General features: G+C 72.0%; 20 protein-coding genes. 8 read left to right on the plus strand and 12 right to left on the minus strand.

The features are described from left to right. The first annotated feature begins 111 nt into the window (after window positions 1-111). Complete coding sequence (locus tag OG524_RS07425) at window positions 112-1,380, plus strand: exo-beta-N-acetylmuramidase NamZ domain-containing protein (protein WP_405391739.1); 1,269 nt, start codon at window positions 112-114, stop codon at window positions 1,378-1,380. A 234-nt stretch (window positions 1,381-1,614) separates the two neighbouring features. Here the strand turns inward: OG524_RS07425 and OG524_RS07430 are convergent, their stop codons facing one another. Next, a complete protein-coding gene (locus OG524_RS07430; RefSeq protein ID WP_405391738.1) occupies window positions 1,615-4,443 on the minus strand; it encodes a penicillin acylase family protein in 2,829 nt (942 codons plus the stop codon). Window positions 4,444-4,665: 222 nt separating this feature from the next. Between OG524_RS07430 and OG524_RS07435 the strand changes: the two genes are divergently transcribed. Beyond that, the gene (locus OG524_RS07435) at window positions 4,666-5,277 is read left to right on the plus strand and encodes a hypothetical protein (protein ID WP_405809551.1); all 612 of its coding nucleotides are present in this window, start codon (window positions 4,666-4,668) and stop codon (window positions 5,275-5,277) included. A 91-nt stretch (window positions 5,278-5,368) separates the two neighbouring features. Here the strand turns inward: OG524_RS07435 and soxR are convergent, their stop codons facing one another. Further along, window positions 5,369-5,842, minus strand: coding sequence for a redox-sensitive transcriptional activator SoxR (soxR, locus tag OG524_RS07440; protein ID WP_405391736.1), 474 nt, complete (start codon window positions 5,840-5,842; stop codon window positions 5,369-5,371). A 165-nt stretch (window positions 5,843-6,007) separates the two neighbouring features. Here soxR and OG524_RS07445 point away from each other — a divergent pair, with 165 nt between their 5' ends. Beyond that, window positions 6,008-6,469 carry a MaoC family dehydratase gene (locus tag OG524_RS07445; protein WP_405391735.1) on the plus strand — a complete coding sequence of 154 codons (462 nt, stop codon included), beginning with the start codon at window positions 6,008-6,010 and terminating at the stop codon, window positions 6,467-6,469. 84 nt (window positions 6,470-6,553) lie between these two features. Here OG524_RS07445 and OG524_RS07450 read toward each other — a convergent pair whose 3' ends face one another. The 3 genes from OG524_RS07450 to OG524_RS07460 all read right to left on the minus strand — a co-directional run bounded on the left by OG524_RS07450 (window position 6,554) and on the right by OG524_RS07460 (window position 8,802). Then, a complete protein-coding gene (locus OG524_RS07450) occupies window positions 6,554-7,177 on the minus strand; it encodes a TetR/AcrR family transcriptional regulator (protein WP_405391734.1) in 624 nt (207 codons plus the stop codon). An 85-nt stretch (window positions 7,178-7,262) separates the two neighbouring features. After that, window positions 7,263-7,553, minus strand: a complete 291-nt coding sequence (locus OG524_RS07455) for a YiaA/YiaB family inner membrane protein (RefSeq protein WP_405391733.1) — start codon at window positions 7,551-7,553, stop codon at window positions 7,263-7,265. A 97-nt stretch (window positions 7,554-7,650) separates the two neighbouring features. Next, the gene (locus OG524_RS07460) at window positions 7,651-8,802 is read right to left on the minus strand and encodes an acyl-CoA dehydrogenase family protein (protein ID WP_405391732.1); all 1,152 of its coding nucleotides are present in this window, start codon (window positions 8,800-8,802) and stop codon (window positions 7,651-7,653) included. 77 nt (window positions 8,803-8,879) lie between these two features. On the opposite strand from OG524_RS07460, the gene OG524_RS07465 reads away from it, so the two are divergent. Genes OG524_RS07465 through OG524_RS07475 form a run of 3 tightly spaced genes read left to right on the plus strand, consistent with a single transcriptional unit; the run spans window position 8,880 to window position 11,314 of the window. Continuing rightward, the gene (locus OG524_RS07465; protein ID WP_405391731.1) at window positions 8,880-9,569 is read left to right on the plus strand and encodes a TetR/AcrR family transcriptional regulator; all 690 of its coding nucleotides are present in this window, start codon (window positions 8,880-8,882) and stop codon (window positions 9,567-9,569) included. A 15-nt stretch (window positions 9,570-9,584) separates the two neighbouring features. Continuing rightward, window positions 9,585-10,313, plus strand: coding sequence for an ArsR/SmtB family transcription factor (locus OG524_RS07470; protein WP_405391730.1), 729 nt, complete (start codon window positions 9,585-9,587; stop codon window positions 10,311-10,313). A gap of 44 nt (window positions 10,314-10,357) precedes the next feature. Then, window positions 10,358-11,314 (plus strand): DMT family transporter, encoded by a 957-nt coding sequence (locus OG524_RS07475; RefSeq protein ID WP_405809554.1) that lies wholly within the window; start codon window positions 10,358-10,360, stop codon window positions 11,312-11,314. Window positions 11,315-11,342: 28 nt separating this feature from the next. On the opposite strand, the gene OG524_RS07480 is transcribed toward OG524_RS07475, so the two are convergent. From OG524_RS07480 to OG524_RS07510, 7 genes are all read right to left on the minus strand, one after another. Next, window positions 11,343-12,422: a Zn-dependent alcohol dehydrogenase gene (locus OG524_RS07480; protein ID WP_405391728.1), complete on the minus strand. Its 1,080-nt coding sequence runs from the start codon at window positions 12,420-12,422 to the stop codon at window positions 11,343-11,345. A 31-nt stretch (window positions 12,423-12,453) separates the two neighbouring features. Continuing rightward, on the minus strand, window positions 12,454-13,848 hold the full coding sequence (locus OG524_RS07485; protein ID WP_405391727.1) for an aldehyde dehydrogenase family protein: 1,395 nt from the start codon (window positions 13,846-13,848) through the stop codon (window positions 12,454-12,456). A gap of 142 nt (window positions 13,849-13,990) precedes the next feature. After that, entirely contained in the window at window positions 13,991-15,325 is a 1,335-nt protein-coding gene (locus OG524_RS07490; protein WP_405809556.1) for an ABC transporter ATP-binding protein, read from the minus strand. A gap of 115 nt (window positions 15,326-15,440) precedes the next feature. After that, the gene (locus OG524_RS07495) at window positions 15,441-16,730 is read right to left on the minus strand and encodes an MFS transporter (RefSeq protein ID WP_405391725.1); all 1,290 of its coding nucleotides are present in this window, start codon (window positions 16,728-16,730) and stop codon (window positions 15,441-15,443) included. Further along, window positions 16,730-18,166: a CitMHS family transporter gene (locus tag OG524_RS07500; protein WP_405391724.1), complete on the minus strand. Its 1,437-nt coding sequence runs from the start codon at window positions 18,164-18,166 to the stop codon at window positions 16,730-16,732. Before OG524_RS07500 ends, OG524_RS07495 begins: the two co-directional genes overlap by 1 nt. A gap of 121 nt (window positions 18,167-18,287) precedes the next feature. After that, window positions 18,288-20,465, minus strand: coding sequence for a molybdopterin oxidoreductase family protein (locus OG524_RS07505; RefSeq protein WP_405391723.1), 2,178 nt, complete (start codon window positions 20,463-20,465; stop codon window positions 18,288-18,290). A 200-nt stretch (window positions 20,466-20,665) separates the two neighbouring features. Continuing rightward, entirely contained in the window at window positions 20,666-21,292 is a 627-nt protein-coding gene (locus OG524_RS07510; protein WP_405393285.1) for a TetR/AcrR family transcriptional regulator, read from the minus strand. 243 nt (window positions 21,293-21,535) lie between these two features. Between OG524_RS07510 and hmgA the strand changes: the two genes are divergently transcribed. Both hmgA and OG524_RS07520 read left to right on the plus strand, forming a co-directional pair. Next, on the plus strand, window positions 21,536-22,855 hold the full coding sequence (gene hmgA, locus OG524_RS07515) for a homogentisate 1,2-dioxygenase (protein ID WP_405391721.1): 1,320 nt from the start codon (window positions 21,536-21,538) through the stop codon (window positions 22,853-22,855). Window positions 22,856-22,895: 40 nt separating this feature from the next. Beyond that, window positions 22,896-23,672 carry a GntR family transcriptional regulator gene (locus OG524_RS07520; RefSeq protein WP_405809559.1) on the plus strand — a complete coding sequence of 259 codons (777 nt, stop codon included), beginning with the start codon at window positions 22,896-22,898 and terminating at the stop codon, window positions 23,670-23,672. Window positions 23,673-23,677 lie beyond the last annotated feature (5 nt).

Consider the following 23,677-nt stretch of genomic DNA (forward strand, 5'->3'; position numbering starts at 1 on the left):
AGAGGTCCCGGGCAGGACTGGGATTCTGCCCAGTCAAGGCCGTTCCGTGCGGCGCGCACCCGCGCTAGCGTGCGTGACCATGACAGTCGGCGCGATCATGGAGGTACCGGAATGACCCTGTCCAGACGTGGTTTGCTGGCGGCCGGCGGAGCGGTGGGGGCCTTCGCGGCCACCGCTGCGGGCGCCGGGACGGCCGCTGCGACCGGCCGGGGCCACGGTTCCGGGCGCCCGGGCGTACGTACCGGCTTCGAACGGCTGGCGGCCGACGGGTACCGGCTGCTGGCGGGTCAGAAGGTCGGTGTCGTCACCAATCCCACCGGGATCACCGCCGATGTGCGGCACATCGTCGACGTGATGCACCCCGACGACCGGGTGGACCTCACCGCCGTCTTCGGCCCCGAGCACGGCTTCCGCGGGACCGCGCAGGCGGGCGGCTCGGAGGGGCGCTACGACGACCCGGCGACGGGGCTGCCCGTCTACGACACGTATCTGAAGAGCGGGCAGCCGCTCGCCGACATCTTCACCACGTCCGGCGTGGACACGGTCGTCTTCGACATCCAGGACGCGGGCGCCCGCTTCTACACGTACATCTGGACGCTGTACGACTGTATGGAGGCGGCGGCACTCGCGGGCAAGCGGCTCGTGGTCCTCGACCGGCCGAACCCGGTGACGGGGCGTGCGGCGCTGGGTCCGGTGCTCGATCCGGCCTTCGCCACGTTCGTGGGGCGCCGGGAGATCGCGCAGGCGCACGGCATGACGGTCGCGGAGCTGGCGCTGCTCTTCAACGCGGAGTTCCTGGCGGCGCGGCCGGTGGAGCTGGACGTCGTGAAGATGTCCGGCTGGCGGCGCTCGGACTTCTTCGACACGACGGGCCTGCCGTGGGTGCCGCCGAGCCCCAACATGCCGACGCCGGAGACGGCGCTCGTCTACTCGGGGACGTGCCTGTTCGAGGGCACGAACCTCTCGGAGGGCAGGGGCACGACGCGGCCGTTCGAGCTGCTCGGAGCGGAGGGGATCGACCACCGGTGGGCGGCTGCGGCGAACGCGCTGGAGCTGCCGGGGGTGGCCTTCCGGGAGGCGTACTTCGCGCCGACGTTCTCCAAGTTCCAGGGGAAGACGGTGGGCGGGGTGCAGGTGCACGTCCAGGACCGGGAGGTCTTCGACCCGGTGCGCACCGGTATCGCGCTGCTGGTGACGGCGAAGCGGACCTGGAGCGGGTTCGCCTGGCGTTCGGACAACTGGATCGACAAGCTCACGGGCAACACGCGGGTCCGCACGATGATCGACGCGGGCGCGGACACGGATGAGGTGGTGGGGGCCTGGGGGGCGGATCTGGCGGCGTTCCGGGCGGTACGGAAGGGGCATCTGCTGTACCGGTGAGGGCCGGGGGCGTCCGGCGGCCGGTTCTTCGTCCCTGCCGGACGGGTGGGGCCTGCCGCCGGGCGGGCGCGCCCCGGTTCGTCCTCGAGCGCCGGACGGGCTGATCTGGCCCTCCGGCGCGTCCGGACGGTGTGGGTGAGGGCTGCCCGGCGCGTCGCCCTTGTGCTCGGACGCCGGGCGTGCCGGAGATGTGGGCCCGGGTGCCGGGCGGGTTCGGCCGGCACCCGGGGTGGGTCAGCGGTGGGAGGGGAATTCGACTACCTGCTGGTACGTCGGACGGTTCTGCCAGTGGATCGTCCTGTGCGTGATCCCGCCCAGGGCGCGGTGGATGATGGCGTCGCCGCACCACTGCTCCCCCGCCTTGCAGCTGGCGTCACCCGGGTAGACCGTCGTGGCGGGTGTCGCCGCCGCCTGCTTCAGCGTGCTGAGCAGCGCCTCGCGGCACGCGCTCAGGTCGCCGTTGCCGCAGTACGTCTTCGCCAGCGGCCCCTTGACGGGCTGTCCGAGGACCTGGCGCAGGTCCTTGTCGGCGAAGCCCCACCAGCCGTACTGGAACGCGGAGCCGCTGTGCGCCCCGCTCGGCCCGTGGCTCGCGGCCGGGGACTCGTCGGTGGCCAGGTTCGCGGTAAGGGCGGTGTAGAGACCGTCGCCCAGTCCCGGACGGAACTCCGCATCGATGAGTTTCGGCCACCACGCGTCCATGATCCGTACCGCGTCCGCATGCGTGTACGTGTGCGATCCGGAGCTGGTCTCCTTGCGCTGCGCCCCGGCCGCGCGCCACGAGTCCAGCTGCTGCACCACCGTGTTGAGTGCCGGGTCGGTGACCGGCTGGGAGCGCAGGACCTTCAGGAGCTCGGGCAGCAGCTGCTCGCCGCGCAGGTCGGTCACGGCCGCCTCCGCCATGGCACGGGTGAGGGAGGCGCGGGTCACACCGCCGTCGGCGACGAGGTCGGCCACCCGGTCGTCGAGGAGGTCGCCGCGGTGGACGGAGCCGAAGCCGAAGGCGGCGGTGGCGTAGTCCTCGGCCTGCCGGTTGTTCCAGGAGATGTAGTAGTCCTGGCCGCTGGATCGCGGATGCTCGGCGAACGGCGTGTACGTGGCGGTGTTGGCGGCCGGGTCGTAGTCCCGCCACTCGTACGCCTTCTCGGCCTTCACCGGCAGCGCAGGGTCGACTCCGGCGGCGCGCACCGGGTTCATGCCGCTGTTGTAGAAGGCCGCGGTCCGAGAGTCGGCGTAGAACCAGTTGAAGGCGTAGTCGATGTGACTGGCCGCCTGCTGGAAGGACGCCGCGCCGGTGACGTACGCCGGGTCGTTGAGCATCTGGAAGCCGATGATCGAGTCGGCCTCGTGCCGGTAGGTGGTGCGCAGCGAGGTGTACGCGACGGGCTTGCCGGCGACCGTGGCGCGGTGGGTGACGATGCCGTAGTCGGTGCGCCAGACCTGCATCCGGTAGGAGCCCTTGGCGGTGGAGTCCGCGACCGTGGGCTTCCAGGAGTTGGCGCGCTCCATCTTCTCCATGGCCGTGCAGGCGCCGTCGTCGCGGTAGTGCGTGGAGTTCTTGGAGGGCGCGGAGCCGTCCGGTTCGCAGAGTTCGACGGCGTACGTGTCGGTGATGTCCTGGCCGGCCGAGGTGGCGCTCCAGGCGTAGTCCTGGCCGCGGCCCATCTGGATGTACATGCCGACGCCCGCGAAGGAGACGCCGCGGGCGCTGATGCCGGGGCCCTGCAGCTCCTGGAGCATCATCAGCTGCGGGGCGAAGTAGCCGGTCTGGGGGCCCATGACGGCGATGGGGTTCCCGCTCGCCGTGTGCTCGCCCGACACCAGGAGGGCGTTGGACATGCCCCGCTTCCGGGCGCCGTCACCGGATCCGGGCAGCGATCCCTCCGGGATGACGCCGTCGTCGTACATGCCCTGCAGCGGCTTGAGCGCGGCCGGTGCCTCGACCGGGGCCTTCGCATTGGTGCCCGCCGAGCCGGTGCGGTCGTGTATCAGCGGTTCCGGGGTGACGGACCCCGCGTCGGGAAGGGCCGTGCCGCGGGCCTGGTCGGGCTTGCCCGCGTAGGGGAACGAGGTGCCGTCGTGGACGGTGAGGACGGCTTCCGGGTCGTTGCGCTGGCGGAAGGACTCCCAGACCCTGGTGCCCTCCTCGACGCCGTACTTCTGCTGGGCGGCGAGCAGGGAGAGCGCGGCCTGCACCTCGCCGCCGCCTCCGCCGCCGAACTGTCCGCCGACGACCGAGGCGATCGAGATCAGGTCGGTCAGCTCGAACGGCTGGATCTCACCGACGTTGGTGATGGAGTCGATCTTCCCGGTGAGGACGTACTCCCCGGGGAAGTAGCGGCCGTTCTTGGATTTCTCGCGGTAGGCGTTGATGCCGTCGACGTAGGCCTGCGCGTCGGTCATCGCCTGCTCGCCGCGCGCGCCCTCGGTCGTTCTGATCCATTCGACCTGGGCTTCGAGGTCCGCCTCGGTGTACGGGGCCTGCGGCCAGAACTGCTGCTCCAGCCCCTGGTTGGCGAGCGCGCCCCCGGCGAACGAGGTCAGCTGGCCGCGTCCGATGTGCCGGAAGAGGTCCATCAGCCAGAGCCGGTCCTGCCCGGCCGCGTACCCGGCGCCGAACTCGGTGCCGTAGCGGGTGGTGCCCTTGATGTGGGGGACGCCGCTCTTCTTGTCGCGGGTGATGGTGACGTCGGAGCGCGGCGTGGTGACGGACTCGACCTGGTCTGCGGCGACCCCGAAGGAGGCGTCGTTGAAGAAGTCGGTCAGCTTCTGGTCGGTGAGGCCCGTGTGACCGGCCACCAGGCCGTCGTAGCGGTCGAGCTGGTCGTCGCTGTGCGCGGGGTGCGTGCCGAACGCCTTGTTGCCGAGGATCTCGACGAGGGTGGCGTTGCCGTTCTCGCCGGGCGGCAGGATGTCCGCGCACCGACCCTGGCAGTGGTCGGTGACGGCGACGGGTTCCGGCTGCGCCGCCCCGGCCTGGGGCGCCGAGGCGAGAAGGGACGTACCGAGGGCGAGAACGGCCGCGACTGTTGCGGCTCTGAGCGTGCGGGTGCGAGGGGGCATGCGTGCTCCTCCGGGTGGCCGATGCGCCGGAGGTTACCGTCGGTAGGACACGCCGGTAAGATGAACATCAGTCACTTTTTCCGAATCACCACACGGCGACACGGCGCCACACGGGGGACCGTCTCAACCCGTGGACACTTTTCACCTTTCGATGGAGCCGAATCGGGCAGTCGTACGTCCATCCCTTGACGCCGAAGTACGAGCGACGGAGGTGGCAGTGCCATGGCCGGTTTCCGGAGTCTTGCGAGACAGGTCCGCGATCCGCGGGGCGATCTGGCTTTGCGGCGCTACTCGCTGCGCAAATGCCTGGAACGATTCGCCCCTTACGGTCATCGGGCGACCTGGGATCACCTGTGTGCCCGGCACGGGATCGGGCCCGAGGACCGGGCTCCCGACCCGGTGCGTCTGATCCGCGCACTGGAGGAGCTGGAGGAGGCGCGGGCCGTCTGGCTCGCGTACGAGACGGGCTTCGCCGAGCGGCGGCGCCGCGAGAAGCACGACGGGCTGCGCCGGCCGGGCACGTTCGACGACTGGCACCGGCGGACCTGGGGCGGCAACGGTGTGGCCCCCTGCGACGACCCGGAGGTCCACCCGACCGCGCCGCTCGCCGAGGTGCTCGGCCGGCTGATCGCCGCCCTGGGCTCGGAGCCGGGCGCCGCCTGCCCGGTCTGCGCGGGGAAGGGCATCGCCTGGCGGCAGGACCTCGACCGCGAACCGTGGTCCGGGCCGGTCTGCACGGGATGCGGCATCGTGGTCCCCCGGCCCGTACTGACCGCTGGAGCACTGGCGAAGGCCCGGGGGGTACGGACGAGGGACCTGGCGTCGGCCGCCTGAGGGGTGCGGGCGGGGGCGCCGGACACGGGTGCGCCCCACGTGAGCCGGCGACACGGGCACCGGCGGGATCCGGACCCCGGCCCGCACGCGCCTACGGGCGGTCCGCCGCCTTGCGCTCGGGCATCAGACGCGACCCGGTGATCCGCTCGCCGGAGATGTCGTCGGGGTTGGACAGCACGCAGTTCTCCAGCGACAGGCACCCGCAGCCGATGCAGTCGGTGAGGTGGTCGCGCAGCCGCCCCAGCTGCTTGATGCGCTCGTCCAGCTCCGAGCGCCAGGCGCGCGAGAGCCGCGCCCAGTCCTCGCGGTTCGGCGTGCGCTCCTCCGGCAGCTCGGCGAGCGCGTCCCTGATGGTGGCGAGCGGGATCCCCACCCGCTGGGCGGCACGCACGAACGCGACCCTGCGCAGGGCGTCCCTGGTGTAGCGGCGCTGGTTGCCGCTGGTGCGGCGGCTGCTGATCAGGCCCTTGGACTCGTAGAAGTGCAGGGCCGACACGGCGGCGCCGCTGCGCACGGAGAGCTGGCCGACCGTGAGTTCATGAAGTGTCTGCGGCATCTGTGGCACTCCCCGAACCCTACTGGTCGCGCCTCGGCCGCCGCCTCCCACTTCGAAATCCCGGGTGGTCACTCGTTGACAGGGACGCACTGCCCAACCATGCTGAGCAAGCGCTTAGACACTGCTCGGGGCGCGCACCTCAGGGCTGACAGCCGGAAGGCAGGGACCAGGAACATGGCAGAGCCGAAGATCTTCACGTCCGCGCAGGAGCTGCGTGACGGGGTGGGCCAGGAACTCGGTCACAGCGAGTGGCTGGAGATCGAGCAGAAGAGGATCGACCAGTTCGCCGAGGCCACCGGCGACCACCAGTGGATCCACGTGGACCCCGAGCGCGCCGCGGCCGGCCCCTTCGGGGCGACGATCGCCCACGGTTACCTGACGTTGTCGCTGCTGCCCGTGTTCGTCCCGCAGATCCTTCAGGTCGAGGGCGCGAAGATGGGCATCAACTACGGGACCAACAAGGTCCGCTTCCCCTCGACGGTTCCGGTGGGGTCGCGGCTTCGCGCCACCGCCGTGCTCAAGAGCGTCGAGGAGGCGGGCGGCGGGGTGCAGGTGACCGCCCTCGTCACCGTCGAGCGCGAGGGCGGCGAAAAGCCCGCCTGCGTCGCGGAGTCGGTGTCGCGCTACTACTTCTGAGCCGCGCACACCTTGGGGCCGCCGAGCCGCACAGGCACCCCCGGGGCGTCGGGCCGTACAGGCGCCCCCGGGGCCGCGCCGGTGCTACTTCCGGGGGCCGACCATGCGCAGGACGAGGTCGGCGTAGAGCGCGCCGACCTCGTCGGGCGTCCGGCTGCCCTGCGCGTTGAACCAGCGCGCCACGTCGATGCAGAGGGAGAGCACGGCCAGCGTGGTGCCCGGGATGTCGGGGACGTCGAACTCGCCCGCCCGGACGCCCTCGCTGATGATCCGGCGCACCGCGGCATCGCTCTTCCTGCGCAGTTCGACGATCTCGGCACGGTGCTCGTCGCCGAGGGCTTCGAGCTCGTACTGGACGACCCGGGCCGTGGTATGGCGCTCGGCGTGCCAGCGGACGAAGGCCTGTACGGCGCCGGCGAGCCGCTCGGCCGCCGTGCCGTCCCGGTCGGCGGCCGTCTCCAGGAGGAGCAGGGCGCGGTCGTGACCGATCCTGCTGATCCGGTGGAGCAGCTCTTCCTTCGTCTTGTAGTGGATGTAGAGCGCGGCCGGGCTCATCCCGGCCCGCCCGGCGATGTCCCGTGTGGTGGTCGCGTGATAGCCGCGCTCGGCGAAGGCCTCGACGGCGGCGACGAGCAGTCGCCGGGCCGCCTCGGGCGTGACCTCGCTCCACGGCGTGTTCTCGCCGTCGGTCTCCTCCGCCGTGCTCATCGTCACGTGCCCCTTTCCCCTCGCAGGACGAACACCATACCGCGAACCTGAGCAAGCGCTTAGGGGACGCCGGTGGCTGGGATCGTCAGAGCTTCTGGAAGGGGTCGTGCTCGGCGAGGATCTTCTCCAGCCGGGCCTGGTCGACACGGCTGGTGATCTGCCCGGCCTCCTGGCGGTCCCTGATGACCTTGGCCAGAGTGAAGCACGAAGTGACGAGGTAGAGAACGCCGATGGCGAGGAAGGCCCGCACCCAGGCGTCCGCGTCGAGGAAGAAGATACCGAGGGCCACCGCGCCCATGGCCACTCCGAAGGAGAGAACGGCCTGGCCGTAGAAGGCGGCGGTGCTCTGCTGCTTGACCGATGTTGTCTCACTCATGCTGCACAGCATCGGGCGCGGTGGCGTACACCACATCCGTCGGCGTACTCAGTCGGTACTCAGGCCGCGCGGCGGCCCGGGGCCGGCCGGGCAGCGATCAGAAGGCGGAGACGCCCGTCAGCGCACGGCCGATGATCAGCTTCTGGATCTGGCTGGTGCCCTCGTAGAGGGTCATCACGCGGGCGTCCCTCACCAGCTTGCCCACCGGGTACTCGTCGATGTAGCCGTAGCCGCCGAACACCTGGAGGGCGTTGTTGGCGGCGCGGACGGCCGCCTCGGAGGCGAAGAGCTTCGCCGTGGAGGCCGCGGTCGCGAAGTCCTGGCCGCGGTCGACGAGGTCGGCGACGCGCCAGGTCAGCATGCGGGCCGCGTCGACGTCCACGGAGATGTCGCTGATCAGCTCCTGGACGAGCTGGTAGCTCGCGATGGACTTGCCGAACTGCTCGCGCTCGCCCGCGTACCGTACGGCGGCGTCGAGGGCGGCCTGGGCGATGCCGACACAGCCGGCAGCGACCGACATCCGGCCCTTCGCCAGGGCGGACATGGCTATGGAGAAACCCTTGCCCTCCGGCCCCAGGAGGGTGGTGGCGGGAACGCGGACGTCCTCCAGCACGATCTCGGCCGTCGCCTGGCCGCGCAGGCCGAGCTTGCCGTGGACGGTGCGCCGGGTCAGGCCGGGGCTGTCGGCGGGCACCAGGAAGGCGGAGACGCCCCGGTGGCCGGGGGTGTCGTTCGTGCGCGCGAGGAGCAGGACGACATCGGCCCAGGTGCCGTTGGTGATGAACATCTTGGAGCCGTTGATCACATAGCTGTCGCCGTCGGGCACGGCCTTCGTGGTCAGGTTCCCCGCGTCGGAGCCGGTGCCCGGCTCGGTGAGGCCGAAGCAGCCGACCGCTTCGCCCGCCGTGAGCCCGGGCAGCCACTGCCGCTTCTGCTCCTCGGTCCCCCAGGCGGCGATGGTCTTGGCGACCAGGCCGAGCGAGACGGACACGATGCCGCGCACCGAGGAGTCGCCGCGCCCGAGCTCCTCGGTGACCAGGCAGTAGGCGAGGTGGTCGCCGCCCGAGCCGCCGTACTCCTCGGGGATCGTCAGGCCGAGGAAGCCGAGGGCTCCCAGCTTCTTGACGATCGACTTGTCGACACTCTCGGCCCGGTCCCACTCGACGACATGCGGGGTGATCTCCCGTGCGACGAAGTCCTCGGCGAGCTGCCGTACGGCTTCCTGCTCCTCGCTCAGCTCCAGATTCATCCTGCGACACCCCACTTTTGTCCAGCACTTTAATTAGCACTGCTAGTTTTCTGCTTGCAGGCCCTACTATGTGCCGCATGGCCCGACCGCGCAAGCCCCTCCTCAGCAGAGACCGCATCGTCGAGGCGGCGGGCGCCCTCGTGGACGCCGAGGGACTCGACGCCGTCTCGACCCGTCGGCTCGCGGCCGAGCTGGGAGTCAGCGGGCCCTCGCTCTACAACCACTTCCGGAACAAGGACGAGATCCTCGACGCGGTCGCGGACACCGTGTCCGCCCAGGTCGACCTGTCGATGTTCGAGGAGTCCGACCTCCGCGACTGGCCCGCGGCCCTGCACGACTGGGCCGTCTCCTACCGTGCGGCGCTCGCCGCGCACCCGCACATCGTCCCGGTGCTGGCCCAGGGGCCGGGGCGCCGCCCGGCCGGTCTGCGGGTGGCCGACGCGGTGTTCGGCGCCATGGTCCGGGCCGGCTGGCCGCCCGCCCAGGCGACGTACATCGGCGCGCTGATGCGCTACTTCATCACCGGATCCGCGCTCGGCTCCTTCGCCCGCGGCTTCGTCGACGACGAGACCGCCTACGACCCCGCCGACTACCCCCACCTCGGGCAGGCCCACCTGCTGGCCGACCGCCGCCAGCAGGTCGACGAGGGCGCCTTCGAGACGGGACTGCGGGCCCTGCTGGACGGTCTCGTTCTCCAGTACGACCGGACGGTGACGAGCGGCAAGGCGGCGTCAGGAACCGTTCGGCACCCGTCGAACGGTTCCTGACGCATCCTGGACCGTATGGCACGTACGTCATCGCACGACCCGGTCGCACACCGTCTCGCAGCCCTGGCCTCGCTGCTCGCCGACGAGACCCGCGCCTCCTTCTGTCTCGCCCTGCTCGACGGCCGCGCCTGGACGGCGGGCGAGCTGGCACGGTCCGCCGGGGTGGCCCCGTCGACCGCGAGCGAGCACCTGGGGAAGCTGGTCGCCGGCGGGCTGCTGGCCGAGGAGCGCCAGGGCCGCCACCGCTATCTGCGGCTCGCGGGCGCGCGTGCCGCCCGGCTCGTCGAGGAGCTCGCCGCGCAGACCGCCCCAGGCCCGGACGAGGCAGGTCCGCGGACCCTGGGCGCGGCGGGGCTGAGCAGCGCGCTTGCCAGGGGGCGCACCTGCTACGACCACCTCGCCGGGCGGCTCGGCATCGCGATCACGGACGCGATGACCGCCCGGGGGCTGCTGCGGCAGGACGACGGATTCGCGCTCACCGAGGACGGGCTGGACTGGTTCGGCGCACTCGGTGTACCGCTGGACACCGCGTCACGGCGGCCCCTGGCGCGCGGCTGCCTTGACTGGACCGAGCGCAGGCCGCACCTGGCGGGTGTCGCGGGTGCCGCCCTGTGCGGGCACGCGCTGGAGGCCGGATGGTGCGAACGCTTCGGATCGGGCCGCGCGGTCCGGGCGACACCCGGCGGGCTGCGGGCACTGTCGGAGCTCCTGGGTCTCGACCCCGCGACGATTGACGGGTCCTGACAATTCGTTGGGGGCCGAAGCGTTTCGGCCCTACGGTCGTCGCCATGACGACGACACCTGCGCCATCTGCGGCTTCCTCACCGATCCGGGACTGGCGTGCCCCGGCCGCCGTGTGCACCACGGTGATCCTGTGGGCCTCCGCCTTCGTCTCGATCCGCAGCGCGGGCGAGGCGTACTCGCCGGGCGCACTGGCCCTGGGCCGGCTGCTCGCCGGTTCGCTGACGCTCGGCGCGATCCTGCTCGTACGCCGGGAGGGGCTGCCGCCGAGGGCCGCCTGGCCGGGCGTCATCGCCTCCGGACTGCTGTGGTTCGGGCTGTACATGGTGGTGCTCAACTGGGGCGAGCAGCAGGTCGACGCGGGTACGGCGGCCATGATCGTGAACATCGGGCCGATCCTGATGGCGCTGCTCGGGGCCCGCCTGCTCGGGGAGGGACTGCCGCGCCGGCTCCTGACGGGCATGGGGGTCTCGTTCGCCGGTGCCGTCGTGGTGGGTCTCTCCATGTCCGGACACGGGAGCTCCTCGGTGCTCGGTGTGCTCCTGTGCCTGCTGGCCGCGGTGTCGTACGCCGGCGGGGTGGTCATCCAGAAGCCCGCGCTGCGGCACGGATCGCCGCTGCAGATCACCACGTTCGGCTGCCTGGCCGGTACGGCCGCCTGCCTGCCGTTCACCGGGGTACTGGTCTCCGAGGCCTCCGACGCACCGCTCTCCGCGACGCTGAACATGGTCTACCTCGGCGTCTTCCCGACGGCACTGGCGTTCACCACCTGGGCCTACGCCCTGGCCCGGACCACAGCGGGCCGGCTGGGCGCGACGACGTACGCGGTGCCCGCCCTGGTGGTGCTGATGTCGTGGCTGCTGCTCGGCGAGGTGCCCGCGCTGCTCACCGTCGCGGGCGGGCTGCTGTGCCTGGCCGGGGTGGCGATCTCCCGCACCCGGGCGCGGGCGGCCTCGCGTACGGACGCGGTCGGCGAGGAGCCGGCGGAGGCCCGGGCCTCCTGAGCCGCCGCCGGCGTCCTGCCTCCGGTGCCTAGAAGACGACCAGTGCGCGGCCGCCCCTGCCCGCGATCATGTTCTCGAACGCCGCCGGAATGCCGTCCAGCGCGATGCGTTCCGTCACCATCATGGAGAGGTCGAAGCGGCCGGCCCGGATGTGTTCGGCGAGCACGGGCAGGTCCCGTGCCGGGTCGCTGTTGCCGTACACGCAGCCGGTGAGCGAACGGCCCCAGTGGAAGATCTCCAGGGCGTTGAAGGTCACCGGCTGGTCCTTGCCTCCGATGCCGACGACCGTGGTGCGTCCGCCGCGCCGGGTGGACTCCCAGGCCGCGCGGATCGTGGCGGCCCGTCCCACGCACTCGACGGCGGCGTCGGCGCCCTGGCCGCCGGTGAGCTTGCGGATCGCGCGCGGGGTGGTGTCCGAGGCGACGACGTAGTCGGTGGCCCCGGCCCGGCGGGCGAGCTCCTCCTTCTCCGGCGACACGTCGACGGCGATGATCTTCGACGCTCCCGCGATGCGGGCGGCCTGGAGGACCGCGAGACCGACCCCGCCGATCCCGAACACGACGACGCTCTCGCCCTCGCGGACCCGGGCGGAGTGGTGCACCGCCCCGTATCCGGTCAGGACCGCGCAGCCGAGCAGGGCGGCGTCGGTGAGGGGGATGCCGGCCGGGGCGGGCAGGACGCAGTTCGCCGCGACGACGGTCTCCTGCGCGAAGGCCGCGACGTTCAGGCCCGGGTGGAGCTCGGTGCCGTCGGCCGTACGCGCGTGGATGTTCGCCGCGCCCTTGAGCGCGTCGGCGCAGAGCCAGATCTCGCCGATCCCGCAGTGGAAGCACTCCCCGCAGGACGGCGCCCAGTTGAGGACGACCTGGTCGCCGGGGCCGACCCGGGTGACGCCCTCGCCGACGGCGAGCACGGTGCCCGCCCCCTCGTGGCCGAGGACGGCGGGGACGGGCAGCCGCATGGTGCCGTTGGACAGGGACAGGTCGGAGTGGCAGACCCCTGCGGCGGCGAGGCTGATCCTCACCTGGCCGGGGCCGGGCTCGGGGAGTTCGATGTCGGTGATCTCCAGGGGAGCTCCGACGGCGGGCAGTACAGCGGCGCGGACCACGAACAGACTCCTCGGTGGGTCGGAGGGGGGTTCAGAACTGGAGGGACTTGGTCTGGAGGTACTCGGAGAGGCCGTGCGGGCCGAGCTCGCGCCCCACGCCCGACTGCTTGTAACCGCCGAAGGGGGCCAGCGGGTTGAAACGGCCGCCGTTGATGTCGACCTGTCCGGTGTCCATGCGGCGGGCGAAGGCGACCGCCTCGGCGTCGTCGGCGCCCCAGACGGCGCCGGCGAGCCCGTACACGGTGTCGTTGGCGATCCGCAGGGCGTCGTCCACGTCCTCGTACCGCAGGATGGAGAGCACCGGGCCGAAGATCTCCTCCCGCGCGATGGTCATGCCGGGGGTGACGTCGGCGAACACGGTGGGGCTGACGTAGTAGCCCCGCTCCTTGGGAGCCTCGGGGCCTCCGGCGACGAGACGGGCGCCCTCCTCCATGCCCTTCTCGATGTAGCCGCGTACCCGGGCCTGCTGCGCGGCGTTGACCACGGGGCCGACGCGCTCCCCCGGGACGTATCTGGCGACGGCCGCCGCGGCGAGGGTCACGGCCTCCTCGTACCGCTCGGCGTCGACCAGCATGCGGGTCCAGGCGCTGCACGTCTGGCCGGAGTTGGACATCACGTTGGCGACGCCCACGTTGACGGCCTTGGCGAGGTCGGCGCCGGGCAGGATGACGTTGGCGGACTTGCCGCCGAGCTCCAGCGCGACCCGTTTGACCGCGGCGCCCGCCGTGGCGCCGATCCGCCGGCCGACCGCGGTGGACCCGGTGAAGGAGACCAGGTCGACGCCCTCGTGCTCGGCGAGCGCCTGTCCGGCGACCGGGCCGAGTCCGGTGACCAGGTTGAAGACGCCGGCCGGCAGGCCCGCCTCCTGGGTGGCCTCGGCGAAGAGCTGGGCGGTGAGCGGGGTGTCCTCGGCGGGCTTGAGGACCACGGTGCAGCCCGCGGCGAGCGCGGGGGCCACCTTGGCGACGATCTGGTGGAGCGGGTAGTTCCAGGGGGTGATCGCGCCGACGACCCCGACGGGCTCCAGCAGGACGGTGGAGTTGCCCAGCTTCTCCTCGAAGGCGTACGTGGCGGCCAGTTCGGCGTACGAGCCCGCGACCAGCACCGGTACGCCCGCGTGCACCGCCCGGGACAGCGGCAGCGGGGAGCCGAGCTCCGCCGTGACGGTCTCGGCGATCTCGTCCTGGCGGGCGGCCAGCACGTCGCGCAGGGCGCCGATCCGGGCGGCACGCCCGGCGGGCGGGGTGGCTGCCCAGCCGGGGAACGCGGCGCGGGCGGCGCGTACCGCGGCGTCGACGTCCTCGGCGGTGCCCGCCGGGACATGGCCGATGACCTGTTCGTCCGCCGGGTTCACGACCGCGATCGTGTCCTGGCCCGAGGCGGGCCGCCACTCCCCGCCGATGTACATCCCGTCATGCGCCTTCATGGCTGTTCCTCCCGGGCTCGCTGTGCCTGCCGCCGAAGCCGTGCGTACGGACGGATGCCGTCCCGGCCCCAAACTAGCGCTGTTAGTTTTTCGGCGCCAGGGAACGGCTGGAGACACAGGTCACGCACGGCCGGGGCAACGGTTACACGTCGAGCCCGGGAATGTCCTTCGGCAGGGGGCAGATCCGGCGCCCGGAGTGGTCGAAGACGTACAGGTGCGCGAGGTCGACGAGGAGCGGTACCTGGCCGCCGGTGCGCAGCCGCATGTCGGGGCCGGTACGGACCACGAGGTCGCTCGCCGTGGCGGTCGGCCGGTCGGGGCTGCGCACGGCGTACGGTTCCGGGTCCGGCGTGTCGAGTACGGCGACGGAGCCGGTGGCGCGCTGCTTGAGGCGTTCCAGCACACCGGTTCCGCCACCTGCCGCGCGACGGCGCCGGGGCGCCTGCGGGCGGGCCGACTCCAGGTCGGGCACCACGGCGGGCCGCGAGCCGGTGTTGAGGTGGACCAGCGCCTCGTGCCCCTGGTACTCGACGTGCTCGACGATGCCGCCGAGTGCCACCTCGCCGGGGCGGGCGTGGCTGGGCGGGGCGATCCGGACGGCCTCCGAGCGCAGGCCGACGATGATCGGGCGGCCCTGCTGGATGCGGAGCAACTGGTGGTCGGGGCTGAGCGGTTCGGGCAGCGGGAGGCGCTGCCGGCCGAGCTCGATCGACATCCGCCCCTCCAGCGGGGCGTGCACGACGGCCTGGAGCAGATTGATCCTCGGGGTGCCGATGAACGCGGCGACGAACACGTTCTCCGGCAGCGCGTAGACCTCGCGCGGCGAGCTGACCTGCTGGAGCACCCCGCCGCGCATCACGGCCACGCGGTCGCCGAGCGACATCGCCTCGGCCTGGTCGTGCGTGACGTACACGGTGGTGACGCCCAGTTCGGCGGTGAGCTGGGCGATCTCGGCCCGCAGGTGGTTGCGCAGCTTGGCGTCGAGGTTGGAGAGCGGTTCGTCCATCAGGAAGGCGGAGGGCCGCCGCGAGATGGCCCGGCCCATCGCGACCCGCTGGCGTTCGCCGCCGGAGAGCTGGCGGGGGTAGCGGTCCAGCACGCTCTCGATGCCGAGCATCCTGGCGGTGGACTCGACGCGCTCGGTGTTGTCGCGGCGGGGGTTCTCCAGCTTCAGCGGGAAGCCGATGTTGGCCCGATTGGTCATGTTCGGGTAGAGCGCGAAGTTCTGGAAGACCATGGCCATGCCGCGTTCGCGCGGCGACAGGTCGTTCGCGGGCTCGCCGTCGAGCAGCAGCTCCCCCTCGGAGATCTCCTCCAGGCCCGCGATCATGCGCAGCACGGTCGACTTGCCGCAGCCCGAGGGGCCCAGCAGCACCACGAATTCGCCGGGGTCGACGGAGAGCGAGAACCGGTCGACGGCACGCGGGGACCGTCCGTACGTCTTGCTGACACTGCGCAGGGAGATGGCACGAGTCATGATTCCGCCCGGGAAGGAAGAGGGCTGCGCGTGGGGAGCGGCTGCGTGGCCTGAAGTTAACCCACGGGGCGGGGTGTGGGAATGATTCGTGCAGGACCATCGGTACCGGGATGTGTCAGGCGGGGTTCCGGTTCGCGTGGGGCTGCTCGGCCCCGGCTCGGGGTTCCCCGGCCCTGGGCTCCCCTGCGCGGGGTACGGGAGCGGGTGCGGCGGGGTCCTCGGGGGTGGTCCGGCCGCTGCGTACGCCGAGTCCGGCCGCCCCGACCAGCAGGGCTCCCAGCATCACGAACGGCGCCGCGCTTCCCGCGACACCGGCGACCAGCCCGGCCGAGGCGGGGGTCGCGACCTGGCCGAGGCGGTTGCCGGTGAGCCTGAGGGCGAGCGCGGTGGAACGGGCCGCCGCGGGGGCGGCCCGGACGACCGTGGTCATGGAGAGCGGCTGGCCGACCCCCAGGCAGAAGCCCATCACCGCGAGCATCAGGGCGAGCCCCCAGACCGGCACCGGCAGGGCGATGCCCGCGCACAGCAGACCGCCGAGCAGGCAGGTCGTGGTGAGCAGGGCCGTCCGGCCGAGGAGACGCAGCATCGGTGTCATGACGAGCCGGCAGGCGATGGTGGCCGCCGCCCGCAGGCTGAGCAGCAGTCCGACCGTGGCGGGTGCGATGCCGCGCTGTTCGCCCACGACCGGCAGGTAGGCGGTGAGGATGTCGGTGGCGGAGAGCACGGCGAGGCTGATGAGGATGCCGGCCGGGACGCCGCGCGTCCGCAGGATCCGGCCGACCCGGACCTTCCGCCCGGACGCCCGCCGCGCCGAGCCGGCGGACGCCCGGTGCTCGACGCGCCACAGGGCGGTGAAGGAGACGGCGGCGACGGCCGCCGAGACGAGCAGCGCGAGGGCGCTCGTACGGGCCATGGCGCCGTCCCGCTCCGAGACGAGGTAGCCGGCGGCGATCGGTCCGGCGAGCTGGCCCAGGGAGGCGCCGATGGTGAAGTGGCCGAAATTGCGGTCCTGTTCGGCGGGGGCCGACTGCCGGGCGACGAGTGACTGGGCGCCGATCACGAAGCAGAGGTGGCCCAGGCCCATGACCCCGCTCCAGGCCGCCAGGGCCGCGAGGGAGTGCGCGCGTCCGCTGAGCGCGCAGCCTCCGGCGATCAGGACGACGCCGAGGGGCAGCAGGGGTGCGCAGCGGCCGTGGTCGGTCCTGCGGCCCAGCGGCACGGCGGCGAAGAGCGGGAGGAGCGCGTACGCCCCGGCGATGACGCCGATCGCCCGCTCGTCGGCGCCCAGCGAGAGGGCCCGGTAGGAGACGGCGGGCCGCGCCATCGACACCGCCCCCTGCGCGAAGGAGAAGGCGATGACGAGGCGCAGCAGCCAGCCCCGGCCGGGCCGTGACGGGGTGGGCATCAGATGATGCCGAAGAGGATTCCGGCGCCGAGGACCACGAGGGAGGTGAGCGCGGCCCACTTGACGGTGAAGCGGGTGTGGTCGCCGAATTCGACCTTGGCCATACCGACCAGGACGTAGACGGCGGGCACCAGCGGGGACGACATGTGCAGCGGCTGGCCCACCAGGGAGGCGCGGGCGATCTCCAGCGGGGAGACGCCGTGGGCGGCGCCGGCTTCGGCGAGCACGGGCAGGACTCCGAAGTAGAAGCCGTCGTTGGACATGAAGTAGGTGAGGGGCAGGCTCAGGAGGCCGGTGACGAGGGCCATGTGCGGGCCCATCGCGTCGGGGATGGCGCCGACGAGCCAGTCGGCCATGTGCTCGACCATACCGGTGCCGGTGAGGACGCCGGTGAAGACGGCGGCGGCGAAGACCATGCCGGAGACGTTGAGGACGTTGTCGGCGTGGGCGGCGATACGGGCCCGCTGGTCGGGCATGTGGGGGAAGTTGACCGTGAGGGCGAGGGCCGCGCCGAGCAGGAAGAGCACCGGGATCGGCATGAGTTCGAGGATCATCGCGGCCAGCAGGGCGACGGTGAGGCCGGCGTTGAACCAGTAGAGCTTGGGCCGCAGCGTGGACCTGTCGGGGTCGAGTCCCTTGAACTCCTCGTCCGGCTCGTCGGACGTCTCCGGCCCGTCCGGACCGTCCACGCCCGGCTGTGTCCCCTTCACCAGGGTCCCGCCGCCCGTACCGGCCGACACACCCTTCGCGGGTGCCCCGCCGCCGCCCGTGCCCACCAGGACGGTCTCGGGCTCCGGCACGAGCGCCTCGTCGAGGGTGAGCATGCCGAGCCGCTTGCGCTCGCGACGGCCCAGGACGCACGCCAGCAGGACGACGGCGAGCAGTCCGACGGCCAGCGCCGGGATCATCGGGACGAAGATGTCGCCCGCGTCCAGCTTGAGCGCGGTGGCGGCGCGGGCGGTGGGGCCGCCCCAGGGCAGGGTGTTCATGACGCCGTTGGCCGTGGCGGCGACACCGGTCATCACGACGAGGCTCATCTTCAGCCGCTTGTAGAGCGGATACATCGCCGAGACGGTGATCATGAACGTGGTGGAGCCGTCGCCGTCGAGCGAGACGATCGCGGCGAGCAGCGCCGTACCGATGACGATCCGCATCGGGTCGGCCTTGCAGAAGCGCAGGATGCCCCGGACGATCGGGTCGAAGAGACCGACGTCGATCATCACGCCGAAGTAGACGATGGCGAACATCAGCATCGCCGCGGTCGGCGCGAGGGTGCCGACACCTTCGATGACGTAGTCGCCGAGCTGCGCACCCTGCCCGACGGCGACGCAGAAGAGTGCGGGGATCAGGACCAGCGCCGCGATCGGCGACATCTTCTTCATCATGATCAGGACCAGGAAGGTCGCGATCATGGCAAATCCGAGGATTGTCAACATGTGGGATACCTAACGTTCACCTTTGAACTCGCACCGAGGCCGGCGGTTCGGATGACGTTAGGGGCCCCCTCGCAACGTTCACAAGATGTTGACGCGTGAGCAATACGAGCAAAACACCAGGTCAGCGAGCTGGTGCTACGGAGACCGGCACGGCGTTGAGCACCGAGGTGCCGGACAGCGGGTCCATGAGGGTGCCGTCGAGCAGCTGGTTCACGTTGACTCCCGGCTCCGCCTCCGCGACGGACATACGGGTGCCGGGACGGCTGTGCCCCCAGCCGTGCGGAAGACTCACGACCCCGGCCCGGACGGCGTCGGTGATCTCGGCCGGCGCCTCGACCTGACCGCCCGCCGCGGTGATGCGGGCGATGTCGCCGTCGGCGAGTCCGAGGCGGGCCGCGTCGTCGGGGTGGATCTGTAGCGTGCAGACGTTCGAGCCGCCGCGGAGCGAGGCGACGTTGTGCATCCAGCTGTTGTTGGACCGCAGATGGCGGCGGCCGACGAGGACGAGCCCCGCGGGCTCCGCGTCGAGCGCCGCCCGCAGCCGGGGCAGGTCGGCGGCGATCGGGGCCGGGAACAGCTCGATGCGGCCGCTGCGGGTCTTGAGCACCTGCGGGATCCGGGGTTTCAGCGGGCCGAGGTCGATCCCGTGGGGATGGGCGAGGAGCCGCTCCAGGGTGAGGTCGTACGGGCCCAGGCGCAGCATCAGGTCGAGGCGCCGTTCGGCCCCGGTGCGGCCGGTCAGCTCGCCGGCGAGCGTCCCGGGGGCCCCTGCCCTGTCCAGCGTGGCGGCGATGACCAGGTCGTCGACGGACCCGGGCGGCGCGCCGTGCGTACCGCCGACGGCGAGGACGAGGCGGGCGAGTATCTCGCTCTCGTCCATCCGGCCGTCCTCCAGGGGCACGGCGGGCCGGCTGTAGCGGACCTGGTTGTGGACGGCGAAGGAGTTGAACGCGAAGTCGAAGTGGGCGCTCTGCGAGGGCGGCGGCGGGGGCAGCACCACGTCCGCGTGGCGTGCGGTCTCGTTGAGGTACGGGTCGACGCTGACCATGAAGTCGAGGCCGTCGAGTGCCCGGTCGAGGCGGTCCCCGTCGGGGGACGAGAGCACCGGGTTGCCCGCGACGACGATCAGGGCGCGGATCCGCCCCTCCCCCGGGGTCTCGATCTCCTCGGCGAGCGCGGCGGTGGGCAGTTCGCCCTTGGCCTCGGGGTGGCCGGAGACCCGGCTCCGCCAGCGGCCGAGGGCGAAGCCCTTGCCGGGGGCCGCGGCGCGGGGGGCGCGGGCGGTGGCGGAGAGCGGGAAGAGGGCGCCGCCGGGGCGGTCGAGGTTGCCGGTGAGGATGTTGAGTACGTCGACGAGCCAGCTGGCGAGGGTGCCGTGTTCGACGGTGCAGCTGCCGATGCGCCCGTACACGGCCGCGGCGGGGGCGGCGGCGAGCTCGCGGGCGATCGCGCGGATGGTGTCGGCGTCGATGTCGCAGGCGGCGGCCACGGCTTCGGGGGTGAAGTCGGCCATCGCGTCGGCCAGTTCGTCGTAGCCGTCGAGGTGGTCGGTGAGCGCGCCGGGGTCGGCGAGCTTCTCGTCGATGAGCACCTGGGCGAGGGCGGCGAGCAGGAGGGCGTCGGCGCCGGGCCGGATGGCGACGTGCCGGTCGGCGAGGCGCGCGGTGCGGGTGCGGCGGGGGTCGATGACGGTGAGGGTGCCTCCGCGCCTGCGCAGCGACTTGAGCTTGCCCGGGAAGTCGGGGGCGGTGCAGAGGCTTCCGTTGGACTCGAGCGGGTTGGCACCGATCAGCAGCAGGTGGGCGGTGCGGTCCAGGTCGGGTACGGGGATGGCGTGGGCGTCGCCGAAGAGCAGTCCGCTGGAGACGTGCTTGGGCATCTGGTCCAGGGTGCCGGCGCTGAAGACGTTGCGGGTGCCGAGCGCGGAGAGCAGCAGGGGCGGGTAGAGGGCGCCGGCCATCGTGTGCACGTTGGGGTTGCCCAGGTAGACGCCGACCGACTGCTTGCCGTACTCCTCGGCCAGTGCCGGGATCTTCGCGGCGATCACGTCGAAGGCCTCGTCCCAGGTCGCTTCGCGCAGGACACCGTCCTGGCGCACGAGCGGGGTGCGCAGCCGGTCGGGGTCGGCGTCGAGTCCGCCGAAGGACGCGCCCTTGGGGCAGATGAAGCCCCGGCTGAACACGTCGTCGCGGTCACCCCGGGCTCCCGTGACCGTGGTCCCCTCGATGGTGAGGGTGAGTCCGCAGGTGGCCTCGCAGAGCGGGCAGACACGCAGAGCGGTGCGGGAATCGTGGGACATGGGCCCTCCCCGGGGCGGCGACAGCGGTGGCGCGCGGGCGTGCGGCGGTGACCGATGCGGCCCGCACGGCGGGCTCGGCTCCCGGCGTGACCGAGCATACCGACCGGTACGGATGCTGGCGAGGGCGTGGACGCACCCGCGTGGACGCCTCACGTCCCCGCGCGGTCGCCCCGGGCGGGATCGGCCCAGGTCGGCCCGGCTCAGCCCAGGACCCTGGCCAGATAGGACTGGAGCAGGAGCCGGGTCTCGGCTATCAGCGCCGGGTCGCCGGCGGGGTCCGCCCGGAAGGCCAGCTGGAGCAGCGCGTCGGCGGCCTCCACACAGACCAGGACGGTCCGGAGCAGATCCTCCTCACTGCCGGACCGGTGGCCGAGGTGGCCGGAGAGCAGGGCGGTCAGCCGGTCCGCGACCCGCTGGTTCGCGTCGCCGAGCGGATCGGCCACCGGGGCGGGCGGGCCGAAGTCGACGAGGGCGAAGCCGGGGACGGAGCGTTTCATCGCCAGGTACTCGTCGAGTACGGCGTCGATGGCCGCGCTCCACTCCTGCGCGGGGACGGCCGCGAGACGGCCGACGATCCGCTCGGCGTAGAGGTCGAGATTCCGCTCGGCCAGGGCGTCGACCAGCGCCCGTTTGTTGGGGAAGAAGCGGTAGACGGAGCCGATGGGCACCCCGGCGCGGTCGGCCACCGCCCGGGTGGAGAGAAGTTCGTAGCCGGTCTCGTCGAGCAGATCGGCACCGGCGTCGAGGATCCGGGCCAGCCGGTCGGCGCTTCGCTGCTGTACAGGGACGCGCCGGAGGTTCGCATTCACAGGGGACACGTGCACCATGATGCCGTGAGCTCCGACAAGGGTCCGATGCTCCATGGGCCGTTCACCTCGCGCACTCCCGCCAGGAGCCTCTGCCGCACCCTCCGTAATCCCAGGAGCCCCGCCGCACCCGCACGGCACCCGGCCATGACACCCGAGTGCCCCATGTATGCCGTTGACGGGCCGCGTTTCGATTCCTACGGTTGTCCATAGGATTCTTCGTCAGGGGATCCACAGGATTCCTTTTCTCACCGGGAGCGCATGATGAGCGGCATCGAGCAGGCGAGGAAGACCGCGGAAGGGCTCGGCTACGGGGCCGGTTTCGGCAACGAGCACAGCTCGGAGGCCGTCCCCGGCGCCCTCCCGCACGGCCGCAACTCGCCGCAGCGCGCCCCCCTCGGGCTGTACGCGGAACAGCTCAGCGGCTCGGCCTTCACCGAACCCAGGGCCGGCAACCGCAGGTCCTGGCTCTACCGGATCCGCCCGTCCGCGGCCCACCCCGCCCTCGTCCGCGTCGACAACGGCACGCTGCGCACCGCCCCGTTCACCGAGACGGTCCCCGACCCCAACCGGCTGCGCTGGGACCCGCTCCCCGATGCCGCACCCGGCACGGACTTCCTGGCCGGCCTGTGGACGCTGGGCGGCAACGGCGACGCCACGCAGCGCACCGGCATGGCGGTGCACCTCTACAGCGCGAACTCCTCCATGACGGACCGGGTGTTCGGCGACTCCGACGGCGAACTCCTGATCGTCCCCGAGCACGGAGGGCTCCTGCTCCGCACCGAGCTGGGCCTGCTGCGCGCCGAACCGGGCCAGGTGGCGCTGATCCCGCGCGGTGTCCGCTTCCGTGTCGAGCTCCTGGACACCACCGCCCGCGGCTACGTCTGCGAGAACTACGGGCAGCCGTTCGTCCTCCCCGACCTGGGTCCGATCGGCGCCAACGGCCTGGCCAACGCGCGGGACTTCCTGGCGCCCGTGGCGGCGTTCGAGGACCGTGAGGGCCCCGTCGAGGTGGTCGACAAGTTCTGCGGGAACCTCTGGTCGGCGACGTACGACCACTCGCCGCTCGACGTCGTCGCCTGGCACGGGAACCACACGCCGTACGTCTACGACCTGCGCAGGTTCAACGTCCTCGGCAGCATCAGCTACGACCATCCCGACCCGTCGATCTTCACGGTCCTGACCTCGCCGTCCGACACCCCGGGCCTGGCCGGCGTCGACTTCGTCGTCTTCGCCCCCCGCTGGCTGGTCGGTGAGGACACCTTCCGCCCGCCGTACTTCCACCGCAACGTGATGAGCGAGTACATGGGCCTGATCGAGGGGGCGTACGACGCCAAGGCGGGCGGGTTCGTCCCGGGCGGCGGTTCGCTGCACAACATGATGTCGGCGCACGGCCCGGACCGTGAGACCTTCGACCGGGCGAGCGCGGCGGAGCTGAAGCCGCAGAAGATCGACGAAGGACTCGCATTCATGTTCGAGACCCGCTGGCCGGTCACGGCGACCGCCCAGGCGGCGGGTGCGGGCCATCTGCAGCGTGGATACGACGACGTATGGCAGGGTCTGAGCCGCAACTTCCGGCCGTGAGACCCTCGGCCGGCCGTCGGAGGAAGTCCAGGTGAACCGGATGGATCAGGTGAACGAGGTCCGTCACACGCCCGCCTTCGCCCCGGACTCCCTGGTGCTGAACCGGAAGCTGCCCCTGTGGTACCAGGTCTCGCAGTCGCTGCGGGCGTCCATACTGGGCCGCCCCCAGGACGCCTCGCCCCGGCTGCCGACCGAGGAGCAGCTCGCCGTGCACTACGGCGTCAGTGTCCTCACCATGCGCCAGGCCCTCAAGGAACTGGAGACGGAGGGCCTGATCAGCAGGCACCGGCGGCGCGGCACGTTCATCGAGCCGCGCGCCCGGCGGGTGTCGCCGGTCCGGCTGCTGGGGTCGATCGACGCGATCGTGGCCCAGCAGTCGGGCGAGCGGACGACTCTGCTCGGACACGGTCCGGGACCCGTCCCCGGAGACCTCGCCGAGTACTTCCCGGACTGTTCCGAGGTGGTCAGCTATCGGCGGCTGCGCCGCGACGACGACACCGGGGAGCCCACCAACTGGGCGGAGAACGCGGTGCATCCCGAGATCGCGGCCCGGCTCGACGTGGCCGATCTGGAGCGGTGGCCGATGACGAAGGTACTGCGTGACACCGTCGGCGTACGGATCTCCCGGATCACGGACACCGTCGAGGCCCGCCTCGCCGACCCGGCCACGGCCGAGCTGCTGCGGGTCCCGCTGCTGAGCCCGATCCTGTACTGCACGGGCGTGGCGTACGACGAGGACGGCCGGGTGGTGGACGTGGCACGGATCCGGTACCGCGGGGACCGCTTCTCCTTCTCCGTGACGGTGGACGCGCACTGACCGCC

Origin of the sequence: Streptomyces sp. NBC_01520, assembly GCF_045040375.1 — a bacterium.
GTDB lineage: Bacteria > Actinomycetota > Actinomycetes > Streptomycetales > Streptomycetaceae > Streptomyces.